The organism is Paenibacillus sp. Soil766, assembly GCF_001428105.1.
Taxonomy (GTDB): Bacteria; Bacillota; Bacilli; order Paenibacillales; family NBRC-103111; genus Paenibacillus_E.
Genome location: NZ_LMSJ01000054.1, coordinates 180,593 through 196,520, shown reverse-complemented (window position 1 = coordinate 196,520; position 15,928 = coordinate 180,593). Strand labels below are relative to the sequence as shown.

The following is a 15,928-nucleotide window of genomic DNA, read 5'->3' as shown; positions in this document are numbered from 1 at the left end:
TGGTTATTTACATCGTTACTTTGTTAAGATATTGTAAAGGTTACTTAACTAGGGGAGTCAATGCTGATGGAATTTACGGTAGATCTGCATATTTTAATGAAACTTGGGATTTCAGCAATTTTTGGATTAGTTATTGGATTGGAACGGGAAATTCGGAATAAGCCACTTGGGCTGAAGACGTCACTTGTCATTTGCCTGAGCAGCTGTCTATTAACAATCGTGTCCATTGAATCGGCGAATAAGTATGCTGTTGCTGGTTTGCATGTCATGGATCCCATGAGGCTGGCGGCGCAGGTGGTGAGCGGGATCGGTTTTCTTGGGGCAGGCGTTATTCTGCGCAAGCACAATGATGTTATTATCGGTTTGACTACGGCTGCCATGATTTGGGGAGCTGCGGGTCTTGGGATTGCAGTTGGAGCGGGATTCTATGTTGAAGCCTTTTTCGGGCTCATGCTCATTCTCATCAGCGTCATCGTGTTACCTTATTTTATTAAAAAAATGGGGCCAAGACCGCTGATCATGAAAGATCTTCGTGTGCGATTAATCGTTTCCCATGAAGGGAATTTAACAACGATTATCAAAGCAATCATTGCCAAAGGGTACAAAATGAAAAGTGTTCATATCAAAGAATTGAACCAGGAGCTGCAAGAGCTTAACTTTATCGTGTACGTGGATCGCAAATATGCTTCTGAAGTGTATGACGAGATGAAAAGTATGACGTACATTGAGATTGCCGAAGTTGAAACGTTGTAAGAAGGGGACCGGATCGTGGCCATAGGGCTGCTTTCCGGTCTTTTCGTTTACATATTAGAAAGTGGCGGCCTCGCTAGCTAGCGCACAAAATTAGTGCGCGAGGCAAGAGATCCGCCGGCAGTCGCGCGCTAGCGCACAAAATTAGTGCGCAAGGCAAGGATCCCGCGGGCTGTCGCGCGCTAACGCACAAAATTAGTGCGCAAGGCAAGGAYCCCGCCGGCAGTCGCRCGCTAGCGCACAAAATTAGTGCGCGAGGCAAGAGATCCCGCCGGCAGTCGCACACTAGCGCACAAAATTAGTGCGCAAAGCAAGAAGTCCCGCGGGCTGTCGCACACTAGCGCACAAAATTAGTGCGCAAGGCAAGAGATCCCGCCGGCTGTCGCACGCTAGCGCACAAAATTAGTGCGCAAGGCAAGAGATCCCGCCGGCWGTCGCACGCTAGCGCACAAAATTAGTGCGCAAGGCAGCCCGCCGGCTGTCGCACGCTAGCGCACAAAATTAGTGCGCAAGGCAAGAGATCCGCCGGCAGTCGCGCGCTAGCGCACAAAATTAGTGCGCAAGGCAAGGGATCCCGCCGGAAGTCGCACGCTAGCGCACAAAATTAGTGCGCAAGGCAAAAGATCCGCCGGAAGTCGCACGCTAGCGCACAAAATTAGTGCGCAAGGCAAGGATCCCGCCGGAAGTCGCACGCTAGCGCACAAAATTAGTGCGCAAGGCAAGAGATCCCGCCGGCAGTCGCACACTAGCGCACAAAATTAGTGCGCAAGGCAAGAGATCCCGCCGGCAGTCGCACGCTAGCGCACAAAATTAGTGCGCAAGGCAAGAAGTCCCGCGGGCTGTCGCACACTAGCGCACAAAATTAGTGCGCAAGGCATGAGCTCCCGCCGGAAGTCGCACGCTAGCGCACAAAATTAGTGCGCAAGGCAAGAGATCCGCCGGCAGTCGCGCGCTAGCGCACAAAATTAGTGCGCAAGGCAACCCCGCCGGAAGTCGCACGCTAGCGCACAAAATTAGTGCGCAAGGCAAGAGATCCGCCGGCAGTCGCGCGCTAGCGCACAAAATTAGTGCGCAAGGCAAAAGATCCGCCGGCAGTCGCACGCTAGCGCACAAAATTAGTGCGCAAGGCAAGGATCCCGTCGGCTGTCGCACGTTAGCGCACAAAATTTGTGCGCAAGGCAAGGATCCCGCGGGCTGTCGCGCGCTAGCGCACAAATTAGTGAGCAAGGCAAGAGATCCCGCCGGCAGTCGCATGCTAGCGCACAAAATTAGTGCGCAAGGCAAGAGATCTGCCGCGGTTATTTTATTTAGGCAGAAACACTAAGAGCTGCTGCGAATTTGACACCTAGCTCGTGACACTGTTGTTTCTCATCCTTGGACGGATTGAGTTCCACCTTGAAGCCATCAAATACTTTTTCCCCGCCAATTTCGGCTAGCTTCTCTTCGAGTGTATCCACCGCTTTGCCAAAATACGTGTAAGAGGAATCAGCAGAACCGAATACGCCGAACTTGCGTCCTTCGAGATTAAGGTCATCCATTTCATCATAGAAATCTTCGAACTCATCTGGTAAATCGCCATCCCCCCACGTATATGCTCCGAGGAGAACACCTTCATATTGCTCAAGCTCACTCGCGTTCGTATCCATGACGTTTTTGAGAACAGGCTCGATCCCTGCCTCTTGAATACCAGCTGCAATTGCCTCAGCGAGTTCTTCTGTATTTCCAGACATGCTTGCGTATACGATGATAATTTTGGACATGGTGTACCTCCTATAGGGTTATTAAAATTTGGGATCAGGATCAAGGGAATAACGGCAAAGCGCTATAACAGCAAAGCTATAGCAGTACAACAGTGTGCTGCTAGCAGAACAGTAGATGTAAATATGCCAATTAGGCAGCAACCGATAGTCCAACAGTCAACCCATTAACTTCCATCATATTATTTGATAATGATTATCATTGTCAATATAAATAATTTTCAGTGGACGTACTGTGAAACGATACGACTATAGATTCGATCATGCTACAATGGGGATATGAGGGGGGCTGCGCCATGGAAGATGTTCTACAGCATTTGAAAAACCTTGGCTTCACGGATCTGGAAGCTAAGTGTCTGCACGTACTAGCAGTGAGTGGCACTCAAACGGGCTATGAAATCGCCAAAGGACTTGGCGTATCGCGCTCGAACGTGTACGCAGCTTTGCAAAAGCTGGCGGAAAAGGGCGCAGTGCTCACGAGTCATGGTGAGCCCACTGTCTATCAAAGCGTGCCGATTGAAGAAATCGGCGAGCGAATGGAAGCGGAACTGCAAGCCTCCATCCGCTATGTGAAAGAGCATCTACCCAAGCAAGAGACACATATGTCTGAGTATTTCAGCTTGGAGGGTGAAACCAGAGTTATTGAGCGTATCCGCTCAGAACTGAGGAAAGCGAAAGAGGAAGCGTTCTGTGATCTTTCTCCGGAGGAAGCGAAGCTGCTGAGAGACGATATCCGCGAGGTGTCTGCACACGGCGTGCGTGTCATTGTTATGCCGACACGCGATGCGGGAGCTGGTTTCTACCCATTTGCACGTAAACGGGGCGATGGTCTGAAGGGGCAGCAGGGGCGTAAATTCGCGATACTGATTGATCGCAAGCTGGCGATTATTGGCACGCGCGGCGTTGAAGATCCCACAGTGGCGATGATAACCGAGCATCCAGCGATGGTGGAGTTGTTGTATAATCATTTTTGCAGTAGTGTTGTGTTACAGGAGCTTCAGCAAGATATGGGTACAAAACTAGAGGATAAATACGGCAAAAATTTTAAGAAGATCATACAAAAACAGATAGATGGCAAAGTGCCTGAACCGAAGAAAACGGATGAGGGCAAAGTGGTTGCGCTTAAACTTCATTCGGGGAATGAGATCGCGGGAGAACTCGGACATATTGATGCGGGCGTATCCGGCAGGGAGATTATGAGTGACGAGAACGCTAAAGAGGATAAGCCAAAGCCTGAACAAGGGAAGCTGGAAGAAGGAGAGGTAGTACAAGGGAAGAATGAGCAAGAAAAGGTGGAACAAGGAAAGTCAGGACAAGGGAAGAGGAAGAAGAAGAAATGATGCAGTTTGAGCTTGAAGTCGATCAAGAACGGATACTACTCGCGGCGGAAGCGCTCGTGAAGGAGAAGCTGGAGCGCGATAGCGGCGGCCACGACTGGTGGCATATTTATCGCGTGGTGCAGACGACGAAGCGCATTGCCGCCCAAGAGGGCGCTGACCGCTTCGTTTGCGAGCTTGCGGCGTTGCTTCACGACGTTGTCGACGAGAAGCTCAACGCCGATCCAGCTGCAGCGCAGCGCGAGCTGGAGGCTTGGCTCGCCGCCAGCGGCACGCCGGCGGCGCAGGTCGAACACGTGCTGGAGATCATCAGCACGATGTCTTATAAAGGCGGCGCGCGGCCGAAGATAGCGACGCTTGAGGGCCAGGTCGTGCAGGATGCCGACCGGTTGGATGCCATTGGCGCGGTGGGCATCTCGCGCGTGTTTGCGTATTCGGGCTGGAAAGGCCGCCCGATTCATGATCCTTCCGTCATCGCGCGCGAGCACATGACGGAGGCGGAGTATCGCGGGGGCAATGACACCGCGATTAATCACTTTTACGAGAAGCTCCTTAAGTTGAAGGAGCTAATGAATACGGCCTACGCGAGGCAACTCGCGGAGGAGCGGCATCGCTTCATGGAGCTCTATCTGCAGCAATTTTATGCGGAATGGGAAGGCGAGCGATAGGATTGTCCGGGGAGAGCCAGTGGTGGGCTCTCTTTTCTCATGATCTCCCCCTCTTTGCCCCGCTACCGTCACTCCACCCACCCAGCATAACGAATAAATGGATTTTCTCCCGTTATTTGGGCAGTATTCTCCCCTTTACTACAATTAACTGGATTTCCTACAGCTAATCGAAGCCATTTGAAAAGAAATAAGAGAATCTGGCGAAATTACCTGCATATTTTCCATTTAAATGCCAAAACAAGCGAAAAAGCACGAAATTACCTACATAAAATCCAGTTATTTCGTCCATAGCAGTGTGTGGGAGCAAATCCCGCCAGCACTCACAATTTCAATCAATCTGTGGATCTCCGTACACTGTAGAGAGAGATCTTTTTTGGCGTTGCTGACTGAAGGAAATATAACGTGTTATAACAATCGGAGTCACTGAGGCGATATATTCACAAATTGCGATTGGCCAGCGAAAAGGGGGAAAGTAGCTGTTATCTCCATTGATTCTGACATATCTGTAATGTCTTCGGTAATCTGCTAAACCTAATTTCCTCCCCCTCCAACACCCCCTACCACCTTTCCTTCCAAAATGTGATAAAATAAAAAGAATGATTCATCAACCTCACGAGGAAAGAGATGTTATAACGATGAAAAAAGAAGCAAAGTATATAGCAACGGTTTCACTTGGTGTTATGGGCGCGGGCTTCCTGGCTACGATACCGGTATCCGATACCGTATGGGGTACCTTCCTGCAAGGCGGGTTCGAGGCAGGGGTTGTCGGCGGTTTGGCCGACTGGTTCGCAGTCAGCGCCCTTTTTCGTCATCCGCTGGGCATTCCTATCCCACACACCGCGCTGCTGCCGAACAATCGGGAGAAGATCACGAAGGCGCTCGTATCCACGGTGCAGAATGAGCTGCTCTCCAAAGAAACAATTCGTGCTCGCCTGCAGCAAATCCGTTTCTTGGAACGTGGCTTAGAGTTGGCAGACAAGCAATTGGACAATGCGTCCCTGCACAAAGGGCTCACTGCGCTAGCCAAGCAAGCGTTACAAGCGATTGACCTTGAGAAATTAACCCCTCTCCTAGCAGAGGAGATACATAAAGCGCTTCAAGATGTTGACACAAGCCGACTCGTACGCACTATAGTAGACAGCATCGAAGATGGTGGCTACGACGGTAAAACCTTTGATTTTGTCCTAGACAAAGCAGCGGCCTGGGCAATCAAAACGGACACACGTGATCAGCTGGGGGCTATGGCGATCAAAGCGTTTGAGGGCTTGCAGTCGAATGGTTTCATGGCTTTTGCCGTAAATGCGTTTATCGGTATGGTGAACGAGGAGAAAATCGGCGGGATTATCCAAAATTTCGTGCTCAGTTACATCGAACAAATGCGTACGAAAAACCATCCGCGCAGGGAATCTGTGCTCACGTTTATTCGAAGCGAACTGCACAAGCTAGAGCGTAATCCACAGCTTCTTGCGGAGCTAGAAAAACTGAAAACAAAGCTTCCTGAGCTTTTCGACATGAATGAGAAGCTAACGCTTATGCTCACAAAATTAAAAGAAAAAGCGGAAGCCTTCATCGATGAGCCCGACTTTGTTCCTCAGCATGTGGTGCCGATTATACGCAAAATGCTTACATCCATCCGTGAAAATCCCGACATGCTGCATCGCGGCGAGAACTGGATTCAAGAGCAGATCGCATCCTATGTAGAACAAAATCACAGTAAAATCGGCCAATTGGTGAAAGAGAACCTAGACAAACTTGATAACGAGAAGTTGACGGTGCTCATGGAAGAGAAGATCGGCAGTGATCTACAATGGATTCGGGTGAATGGTGCGATTTGCGGATTCATCATTGGCTTAGGCTTGGCAGGCTTGAAAATGTTATTCTAAGCGACAACGTGGGGGATGAGAGAGCTTGATCGAGATTAAGGGAGTCAGCAAGACGTTCGTTCAGCGCATCGGCGGCAGTTATAAGGCGTTGGATGACATCACATTGACGATAAAAAAAGGGGAGTTCGTCTCGCTGTTAGGTCCTTCAGGGTGTGGGAAATCGACGGTTCTGAACCTTGTAGCGGGGTTTGATACGCAATCTGAAGGTGTCATTCAAGTCAATGGGAAAAAGGTAACAGGCGCTGGAGCGGATCGCGTCGTTGTTTTTCAAGAGCATGGGCTGTTCCCATGGCTGACAGTTCTAGACAATGTCGCCTTCGGCCTCAAGCAGAAGGGAATCGCCAAGAAGGAGCGTCACGAAATGGCGATGGAGCAGATTAAATCTGTGCATCTAAGCCGCTTCGCGGATCGATATCCGCATGAGCTTTCTGGAGGGATGAAGCAGCGGGCAGCGATTGCCAGAGCGCTCGCGATGGATCCGGAAATTTTGCTAATGGACGAGCCTTTCGCGGCATTAGACGAGCAAACACGCCTTATTTTGCATAAGGAATTGGAAGAAATTTGGATGCGTACACGCAAAACGATTCTCTTCATTACCCACAATATTCGCGAAGCGGTCATACTGTCGGATCGAGTTTTAGTGATGTCCACACGTCCTGGCACGATCAAGAAGGAGTTCGCTGTCAAAGCAGCGAGACCTCGCGATAGCGCAGATTCCGTGCTCCATCATATGGAGGCGTTGATTATGGACGCACTGGCGGATGAGCTGGAGAAGGTTGTGAGAGAGGAGACTGGCGATGAGTACAGCATTAAGAAGAACGATTTTTCTGGTACTGCTTCTGATAGCTTGGGAGGCGGGATATAGAATTTTCGGCTGGGGATGGAAATTCCCTTCGGTTTCCCAGACACTGCAAGCATTCTATGACGGCATTGTGCACGGGGAGCTATTGCAGGCTGCTGGAGCGAGTATGCTGCGGCTTCTCATTTCCTTTGCTTTGTCACTCTCGATTGGGACGACGTTAGGCTTTTTATTTGCTAGATATCGTTTGCTCGATGATACGTTAGGCTTTCTAGTCGTTTCTTTGCAGACGATTCCGAGTATTGCTTGGTTGCCTTTTGCTATTATTTGGTTCGGATTGAACGAATCCTCGGTTATTTTTATCACCACACTCGGTGCTACTTGGACGATGGCTTTGGCGAGCCGTACAGGGATCAAGAACATCCCGCCAATTTATTTGCGCGCCGCACAGACGATGGGGACGGGGAATGGTTTCAACCTGTTTCTTCAGGTCATGATTCCGGCTGCTTTCCCTCATTTGATCAACGGTGTACGTACAGCATGGGCATTTGCTTGGCGGGCACTGGTTGCAGGGGAGCTGATTGCCAAAGGTGCGGGGTTAGGTCAGCTATTGCAGGATGGCCGAAATCTCGGGGACACCTCGCTCATGCTCTGTATCGTCATTATTATCGCTGTGCTAGGCACAGTTTCAGATCATTTCTGCTTCAAAAAATTAGAAGATAAAGTGCTAGAGCGCTACGGCCTCGCTGGCTCCAAGTCGTAGGGGAGTGGGCGTGATGACAAGGCGCATAAAAGTACTTCTGCTGTTACTCTTCGTTGTAACACTCCTGAGCGCCTGTGAGGAAAAGCTGACAGCAACCGGTAAGCCACAGGTCGTTCGAGTTGGTGTATTCAAAAATGTGACCCACGCTGCCGCATACATTGCACTGGAAAATGGTTACTTTGCCCGCGAATGGGGCGACGAAGTGAAGATCGAAGTGACACCTTTCGATAACGGTTCCGATCTGTCCATCGCGATGGCCACGGGGGATATCGATGTCGGCTTCGTAGGTCCAGGACCTGCGACGACTTTTTTCTTGAAAAGCGGCAATTTCCGCGTTGTCTCCGGATCCAATAACGGCGGTGCCGTGCTGGTTGCAAGATCAGACGCAGGCATCCAGACGACCGCAGACCTACGAGATAAAACCATCGCGATTCCCGCTAAGGGAAATACGAATGAAATTTCACTGCGTTTACTGCTTCAGCAAGCAGGCATTGTGCTCGGCAGAGGCAAAGATAACGCGCATCTCATCGTCCGTTCACCAGCGGATACGCTGATCTCTTTCCGTCAGAAAGAAATTGATGCAGCTTTAGTCCCTGAACCATGGGGAACCCAGATTGAGAAGGCTGGGCTCGGTAAAGTCGTTGCCGATTGGCAGGCGATCCCGCCTAACAATGGCGACTATCCAACTGTGATTATGGTGGCTAGCGATACGTTTATCGCCAAGCATCGTGACATCGTGAAGGGCGCGATCAAGGCGAATCTGGACGGTATTGCATTCATTCTGAACAGTCCTGATCAAGCCTATGATTTGATTAATAACCAGCTGAAACAATACAGCGGCAAGGGCATGGACAAAAGCTTGATTAAAGCCTCGCTTAGCCGCCTCAAGCTGACCACTGACGTTAATGTCAAAGTGATGGAAGAGATGGCGAAGGTGTCTATCGGCGCTAGATACATCAAAGGTATTAAGCCAGAGGATCTGGATCTCAGCCGGTTCGTGGATCTCTCTATGCTGGCCGAAGTGAAAGCTGGCAAATGAAATTAGGGGAATGAGAAAGAGCTCGTCGCACCCGCCACAGGCGGATGAAGACGAGCTCTTTGTATATAATGCTGCTCTAGCTCCCACCAGAGGCAGCTTGTTGCTCACTTTTTTGCTGCTTATGCGCTTTGGCATCGATGACTTTGCCGCCTCCGCTTTTATCATTCTGCACCGCAGCTGCATTCATCGCACTACTTCCCTGGAAGATGCCACCCTCCTCGATAATGAAGGACCGCACATCAATATTTCCAATCAAGACCCCTGAGCTTGTCACGATCAGTTTGCCCTTGGTATAAATGTTGCCTTTCACTTTGCCGGCTACGATCACATCGCGTGCATGGATATTTGATTGAACGACAGCGTTCTCACCAATCGTAATGTCACCAGCACATTCAATGTCACCGTTCATTTGACCCTCAATGCGAAGGCTGGCTTCGGTCATTATTTTGCCTTCACAGATCGTACTGGCTCCAATCAATGTGTCTGTTGTTTTCGTATCGATTCGTTTCAACTTCGAGCTTCCAATCATTTGCGTTCATCCTTTCGATCTGAAATGAGATATGGTTTAGGGTCAATTTGGATACCGTTTTTATGAACTTCATAATGAAGATGGGAGCCCGTGCTGCGTCCAGTAGAACCAACAAGACCGATATGCTGACCTTTTGTTACAGATTCTCCGCGTTTTACCAATATTTTATTCAAATGCATATACTCCGTTTCAATGCCCCTGCCGTGATCAACGATAATATAGTTGCCTAACTCGCCATCATAGCCCACTGCAATGACTTTACCTGCGGCAGTTACGTAGACGGGATCATTGTACTCACCATCGATATCGTAGCCTGTATGCATGGAGGGCCTGAATGTAAAAGGATCAATGCGGATGCCGAAGCCGGAGGTAATGCTGTGAGAGGCGATGGGCCATAGTGTAGGCGTAATACTGCGTAAGTGTTCAGCTTCTTTAATTTTGGCTTCGGATTCATTTAGATTGATGAGGAGCGCATTAATATCGCCAACTAAGGAAAAGAGCCCTTGCTTGGTGTCGCTAACGAGGGTAGATACATCATCCGTAGTGATAGGTACATCGATGCCGCCAACATCAACATTCGTTCCATTCACGGGCTTAGTGCTCGGGGTGCTTGCGACTTTTTTGCTTGTCCCGTTTGTGCCTTCTGGCTGACTCATGAGCTCTATGACATGATCTATTTTCTTGATTTCTTCTAGCTTTACCTTAAATTCTTCGGCCTGCTGAGCCAGATCAATCAAATCAATCTGCAGCTGCTCAATTTCACTTGTTTTATGTGTAATTTGATCAACCAATTGACGTTCTTGTCCATCGAAAGCTTGCTGCATGCTGTTTCGAGTTTGATGAGAATGGGTATTCATGAGGTAAATCGTCACCAAAAAACCAATCCCAACAAGCAGGAGTACACTTGGCACAATATAGAGACTACTGTGCGGAAGCTTGAATCTTACGGTATGGCGGTTGGCACCCGGAATGATCATGAAGGTGAGTTCCTTTTTGCCCCAAATGAATTTCAACAGATCCTCCTCCCTTTCCCTTTCCGTAACAAAGTCCCCCTTCTTGTTTACGATTGTATTCCAAATGGGGGTGAGTCATGCCTATTTTCTCGGAAAATGGGGGAAGATGTTAGGAAGTAAGTTCAACTTTTCCATCTTGAATAACGTCAATGAAGTATCAACTACACATAGAAGTGAAGGGAGTAATGATGATGTTAAAAAGAACACTGCTGCTGTTAGCGATAACAAGTTTCGCCTTAACAGGGTGTAAATCTTCCGGACAGACAAGTGGTAATGTGACGGTTTCGGAAACACCGATTTCGAGTGCTGTGGCGGAGACGAAGCCAACAACAACCCCTGCGACACCTGGAGCTGATCCTACAACCGTGCCGACCAGAGGCAGCGAGGGATCAACGTCTCTTATGAAAGGGATAACTGCACTGAGGCTAGCGGATGCTGGGAAGGGCTGGATTGGCGGCAAAGGGTGGATCGCTCATACCGATGACGGTGGCGGGAAGTGGAAGGTGCAATACACGGACATTGGTGAGGTGGGGCAGCTATTTGCCTTGAATGATCAGGATGCGTGGGCAACAGATGCAGGAACGGGGAAGCTGTTAAGTACGCATGACGGCGGTGCCCATTGGTCGACAGTCGGTACCGTTCCTACCCAAGCATTCCTTCACTTCGTATCGAAGCAGGAAGCTTTTAGCGGCAATGCCCAGACTGTGGATGGTGGAGTTAAATGGGCAAAACTTCCTGTACCTGTGGGTATACAAGGGGATGCTTATTTCCATGATGTCAAGAACGGCTGGGCCATTCGGCAAGTGAAAGACACGATCGAGGTCTTGAGAACGCAGGATGGCGGGCAAAATTGGAAGTCCGTCATGTCACGCCCAACCGTGGCGACATTGACAGGTAACGTCATTCGTTCCGCTGGTGTGGATGACGCGTGGATCGAGCTGATTGGTGAATCGGGGATGACCCAAACATCATATTCGCTGTTTCACACGAAAGACGGCGGGAAGACCTGGCAGACCGTGCTGGTGAACAGCACAGCTGGTGGAGGACCGGCCCCTGGCTTCCCTATGGGGGAGAACACGGGGCCGAAGAACACGGGCTCGAAGCCCGGCCCTCTCTACGTCGTGAACACCGACGTAGCGTTCATGGGCGGCAGCTGCCCGGCGTGCGACAAGCCGAACTCCGTCGGCTGGACGAAGGACGGCGGCAAGACCTGGGTGAACGGCACGGAGTCGTTCACCGGGTATGGCGAGCTGCTGCTGGGCATGGCAGACGCGAATAGCGGCTGGCTCATCACGAATGACAATGAGCAGCCGAGCGTCATGTACACCACCCGCAGCGGTGGTGTGAACTGGAATAAGGTGCATACGTTCGATGCACCCTAAAGCAAAAAGCCACCGCGGCTGTCTTCGCGCGGTGGCTTTTTGTTTGCTTTCCGGATACTCACCTCAACTACGCGCCACCGTATCGCATCACACAGCAGTGTCTACTCATAGAACACAACAACTCTGCTACTCAGCCATCCATCCACTCGGTACCGCACCATTTACCGAAACATGCACCACATTCAGCGTCAGCACACGTCAGCACACATTCACCATCATCACCATCATCACTCGTCAGCACAAACTCACTCCCACAGCATGATAAATGGATTTCCTCCATCTATTTCGGCCGAATTTTCGTGTTTTCAGTGATTAGATGGATTTCCTGTAGCTAAATGAGCCGATAGTTGTTGAAAGGCTCCAATTTGGCGGAATTAACTGTACTATTTACATCTAAGCCCAATTTGTAGTTGATTTAGAAATAAATAGATGGAGATTTTCCAGTTATTCGGGTGCAGTCCGTCATCTCCGACGGTGTCGCATGGGGTTTGACCGCCGCCATGCGTCGGCGACCCAACGCGCGCCCAGGATTTGCCCGCGTTGGGATATGCTTCGCCCACTAACCCTGCAACGCCACAGACCCACTCACTTCGTAGGCGTATCACTCCCGTTTCCATTCCCATTACCGTTCGTCCCATTCGTATTCTTACCATTGAAGAACGTCGAAGTTAGATCACGCAGCTTTTCCATAAACTTCCCGTAGCCGTAACCGGTCAGAAAGGCGATGCTGATACGCGCGGACATCGAGTCATCTACTTGCAGAAGCATAATGCCACTCTCGAATAGAATAATGGTGATGATCGCAGAGCCGAAGCAAAGCACAGGCCGCATGAGATACCAGTAGATCCACTGCGTGGTCAACTCTTGATAATGCTCGTGGAACATGCGCAGACCATATAAAGCACCACCTAGTGATCCTGCGAAGCCAAAGATGGCATACTCATGAAAGATGGCGAAATCAATCCCCATTATCTTGCGTTCGAAAGATGCGCTTCCAATCACGGCCATCATCCATAGGCTGCCGACAAACCAGATTACTAAGTAAGCAAAAATAGCCTGCTTGCCGAATCGGTGAATGGGATTCATAACGAAACACCGCCCTCACAATGGATACTACCATTGTATGAGCGGTGTTTTTGATGATGCCTGAATATAGGAACGTTTATCCGACTGCTCTAGGTACGCAATGATCGCTGTTGCACAGCTTCGTTCTTCCTCATTCTGCTCATCACAGATGTCAGTTCTCCGCTTTGCAAGCTCGGGATATTGCTCGAGCAGCAGTTTAAACCAGTGGTCAATCATCGCGACAGATGTGATGCGCTGACCGTACCCATTTTCCTGAAAATAAGTGCAGTTCTTTTCTTCTTGTCCAGGAATCGGGCTGTAGAACAGCATGGGGATACCTTTGGCCATTGCCTCTGTACAGGTCATCCCGCCCGGCTTAGTAATCAGCAAATCGGAGATATCCATCAGCTTGCTAATCTCGGTGGTATAGCCAATAAGATGGACATTCGGCTGACGGAAAACGTCCTCCTCCAGCAGCTGGAGTCGCGCTTTTTCGTTGGTGCCCAGACAGATCAGCAGCTGAATATCCCTGCTCCAACTTGCCAGATAGGTCAGCAGCTCTTCCTTTTCTTCCTTTTTAAAAACACCCCAACCGCCGCCCATAACCATGACCGTAGGCATGGCTTTGAGTCCGAATTCCTGCCGAATTTGTTCCTTGCTATGAGCTTTGCGGAAATTGGGGTGAACAGGAATTCCTGTCACCTCAATACGCTTGTCCTGGACGCCGCAGTCTAAGAGACGGTCTCTAACAAGGGGAGTGGATACCAAATATTTATCTACAGCGGAGTCGATCCACGTCCCATGAACATCGTAATCGGTGATCACGGTGAAGAGAGGTACATTCAGTCCTGCGCGTTTTAATCTAGAGACAATAATATTTGGAAACGGGTGCGTACAGACGATCAAATCCGGTTTCAACTGCTTAATAACCGCTTTCGCCTGAGAGTAAAAGATGCGATGCAGCACAAGACTCGCTACACGGCTCGGCCTTTTATCATAGTGATTTCGATACAGCATACCATAGAGTCTAGGTTGTGAAGTCACCGTGCGGCGGTATGCCGAGAAGACCCAAGGTGCTAAGGTAGGATGTAAAAAAGCGCCAAGCTCAATCACGCGGGTAATCATGTCTGACGAGGATTGTCGAAGCTCGCCAGACAGCGCATGAGCAGCTTGTGTATGTCCTTTCCCGAAGCCCTCAGATAATAGCAAAATCCGTTTTTTACGCAAGGAACTCACCTTTCTTTGTAAATACCATATCCATCCTAGATGTGATCTGTTTTCTTCTTGGATGCATAGCATTTGCGACATACAGGAACGTAGCTTTCATTCCCGCCGATCTGGATCTGCTCACCATGGAAGATAGGAACGCCGTCTTTACAACGCATATTCATGATCGCCTTTTTATCACAATACCAACAAACGGTTTTAATTTCCTCGATTGTATCAGCCACAGCCAAAAGTGCATTGCTGCCTTCAAATAATTGTCCCATGAAATCAGCGCGAAGCCCATAAGCGATAACGGGAATATCCAGCTCATCGACGACTTCAATCAACTGAGAGACTTGGGCTTTGTTCAAGAACTGAGCCTCATCGACCAGGATGCAATTCGGGCGCTCGGTCTGCGCTAAAGCGACCATATCCAAATGTTCGTCTACGACGATGGCTCCTTTTTGCATACCGATGCGGGAAGCGACCTTACCGACACCGAAGCGGTCATCCATAACGGAAGTGAGGAGAAGTACCTTTTTGCCCTGTTCCTCATAATTATGAGCAACGCGTAAGACTTCAATCGATTTACCGCTATTCATCGTGCCATAACGAAAGTACAATTTTGCCAAGCTGGGACAGTCCCTTCTGCGGATGTTTATATGGTGAAAAAATAAGTTGCGGCCATGCTATCCAGCTCAGCCAGCTTCACAGCGGCTTGAAAGCTAACTTCAGAGGCGAGTTTGTCGCCAATTAGCGGTTGTTTCTTGTAAACCTTCCCGATCTTAACTTCGATGCTGCCTGGCACGGGTTCTTGTGTAATTTGAATGCGATGAGGCTCATACATGAGCACATGAATCGTATCACGAGCCGTCTCATTATTGCTCTGCAGCAGCTCCTGAATCAATTCATGATCCATGAGCGCGGGGATTCGATCCTTCATGCCTGGGTTTGCTTCGCAATGATGTGCCGTTGCTTTCGCTAGTAGCGCATCCATAGCTAGAAACTGCGGGTGCAGGATGAGTCGGTGCTCTTCAACAATAGCATCAATAAGCGCCGTGGCAGAAGCCTCATCCGCTTCTATGTAGGGTCCGCGTAAGCGAAGTCCTTTCACTAATTCCGAAGGCGGCAGCGTCTGACGACCCGCATAGTAAGTATCGCGCAGGAAGCTATCCAAGTGATCGAGTCCAAGAACCGTTGACGGGTTCGTTAGCGGTGTTGCTTGTTTCAAAATATCCATAATAGCCCGCGGTGAAATGCCGTGTTTAATCAAAATATCTGCGATGACACCTTGCCCGATTAACTGTTCGGTTTGACGATGATGATTATACCCAAGAGTCCGCTCAACCGCATGGGAGAAAGGCAGATGCCCGATATCATGGAGCAGTGCCGCAATGCGCAGATGAGGTTCTTCTGGGCAAAAGTGAGCCATGAGTGACCAAACGCCAACCGTATGTTCGAAACGTGAATGTGTGAGTGGTGAAAATAGAGCAGATGCTCCGAAATGATGTAAAAACTTCAGGCGGCGTACCGGCTTTGAGCGGAAAAGCTCAATTTCAACCGGATGAGCTTCTAGCTGCCATTGATAAAGAGGCTCACTAATCATGCCGTCCCCAAAAGTATGCTGTATACTCAAACAGAGCTCCTCCTAAGATGTGGAATCTGGATGTATGTTCTAGCGGTATTAGCTATCATAGCATGAAACATAGAAAGTTTGCTATCACATGCACAGCCTGT

15 protein-coding genes are annotated in these 15,928 nt (G+C 49.6%); 8 read left to right on the top strand and 7 right to left on the bottom strand.

The window, feature by feature from the left end; genetic code table 11:
* Nucleotides 1-66 precede the first annotated feature (66 nt).
* Nucleotides 67-753 carry an MgtC/SapB family protein gene (locus tag ASG89_RS30355; protein ID WP_057315075.1) on the top strand — a complete coding sequence of 229 codons (687 nt, stop codon included), beginning with the start codon at nt 67-69 and terminating at the stop codon, nt 751-753.
* Nucleotides 754-2,057: 1,304 nt separating this feature from the next.
* Here the strand turns inward: ASG89_RS30355 and ASG89_RS30350 are convergent.
* Nucleotides 2,058-2,510 (bottom strand): flavodoxin, encoded by a 453-nt coding sequence (locus tag ASG89_RS30350; protein ID WP_057315074.1) that lies wholly within the window; start codon nt 2,508-2,510, stop codon nt 2,058-2,060.
* 293 nt (nt 2,511-2,803) lie between these two features.
* Here ASG89_RS30350 and ASG89_RS30345 point away from each other — a divergent pair, with 293 nt between their 5' ends.
* The 6 genes from ASG89_RS30345 to ASG89_RS30320 all read left to right on the top strand — a co-directional run bounded on the left by ASG89_RS30345 (nt 2,804) and on the right by ASG89_RS30320 (nt 8,996).
* Nucleotides 2,804-3,847, top strand: coding sequence for a TrmB family transcriptional regulator (locus ASG89_RS30345; RefSeq protein ID WP_057315073.1), 1,044 nt, complete (start codon nt 2,804-2,806; stop codon nt 3,845-3,847).
* Nucleotides 3,844-4,512, top strand: coding sequence for an HD domain-containing protein (locus ASG89_RS30340; protein WP_057315072.1), 669 nt, complete (start codon nt 3,844-3,846; stop codon nt 4,510-4,512). The genes ASG89_RS30345 and ASG89_RS30340 overlap by 4 nt, the downstream gene beginning before the upstream one ends.
* Before the next feature lie 635 nt (nt 4,513-5,147).
* Nucleotides 5,148-6,395, top strand: coding sequence for a DUF445 domain-containing protein (locus ASG89_RS30335; RefSeq protein ID WP_057315071.1), 1,248 nt, complete (start codon nt 5,148-5,150; stop codon nt 6,393-6,395).
* A gap of 25 nt (nt 6,396-6,420) precedes the next feature.
* The gene (locus ASG89_RS30330; protein WP_057315070.1) at nt 6,421-7,260 is read left to right on the top strand and encodes an ABC transporter ATP-binding protein; all 840 of its coding nucleotides are present in this window, start codon (nt 6,421-6,423) and stop codon (nt 7,258-7,260) included.
* On the top strand, nt 7,193-7,957 hold the full coding sequence (locus ASG89_RS30325; protein WP_057315069.1) for an ABC transporter permease: 765 nt from the start codon (nt 7,193-7,195) through the stop codon (nt 7,955-7,957). The genes ASG89_RS30330 and ASG89_RS30325 overlap by 68 nt, the downstream gene beginning before the upstream one ends.
* A gap of 13 nt (nt 7,958-7,970) precedes the next feature.
* Nucleotides 7,971-8,996: an ABC transporter substrate-binding protein gene (locus ASG89_RS30320; protein WP_057315068.1), complete on the top strand. Its 1,026-nt coding sequence runs from the start codon at nt 7,971-7,973 to the stop codon at nt 8,994-8,996.
* A 76-nt stretch (nt 8,997-9,072) separates the two neighbouring features.
* On the opposite strand, the gene ASG89_RS30315 is transcribed toward ASG89_RS30320, so the two are convergent.
* On the bottom strand, nt 9,073-9,525 hold the full coding sequence (locus ASG89_RS30315) for a bactofilin family protein (RefSeq protein ID WP_057315067.1): 453 nt from the start codon (nt 9,523-9,525) through the stop codon (nt 9,073-9,075).
* Nucleotides 9,522-10,538, bottom strand: a complete 1,017-nt coding sequence (locus tag ASG89_RS30310; protein WP_235549985.1) for a M23 family metallopeptidase — start codon at nt 10,536-10,538, stop codon at nt 9,522-9,524. Before ASG89_RS30310 ends, ASG89_RS30315 begins: the two co-directional genes overlap by 4 nt.
* 149 nt (nt 10,539-10,687) lie before the next feature.
* Between ASG89_RS30310 and ASG89_RS30305 the strand changes: the two genes are divergently transcribed.
* Complete coding sequence (locus ASG89_RS30305) at nt 10,688-11,920, top strand: hypothetical protein (RefSeq protein WP_235549984.1); 1,233 nt, start codon at nt 10,688-10,690, stop codon at nt 11,918-11,920.
* A 585-nt stretch (nt 11,921-12,505) separates the two neighbouring features.
* Here ASG89_RS30305 and ASG89_RS30300 read toward each other — a convergent pair.
* The 4 genes from ASG89_RS30300 to ASG89_RS30285 are packed head-to-tail and all read right to left on the bottom strand — an operon-like array spanning nt 12,506 to nt 15,827.
* On the bottom strand, nt 12,506-13,006 hold the full coding sequence (locus tag ASG89_RS30300; protein WP_057315065.1) for a hypothetical protein: 501 nt from the start codon (nt 13,004-13,006) through the stop codon (nt 12,506-12,508).
* A gap of 27 nt (nt 13,007-13,033) precedes the next feature.
* On the bottom strand, nt 13,034-14,212 hold the full coding sequence (locus tag ASG89_RS30295; protein WP_057315064.1) for an MGDG synthase family glycosyltransferase: 1,179 nt from the start codon (nt 14,210-14,212) through the stop codon (nt 13,034-13,036).
* 35 nt (nt 14,213-14,247) lie between these two features.
* Nucleotides 14,248-14,823, bottom strand: a complete 576-nt coding sequence (locus ASG89_RS30290; RefSeq protein WP_057315063.1) for a thymidine kinase — start codon at nt 14,821-14,823, stop codon at nt 14,248-14,250.
* 26 nt (nt 14,824-14,849) lie between these two features.
* Entirely contained in the window at nt 14,850-15,827 is a 978-nt protein-coding gene (locus ASG89_RS30285) for an HD domain-containing protein (RefSeq protein ID WP_057315062.1), read from the bottom strand.
* Nucleotides 15,828-15,928: the final 101 nt, after the last annotated feature.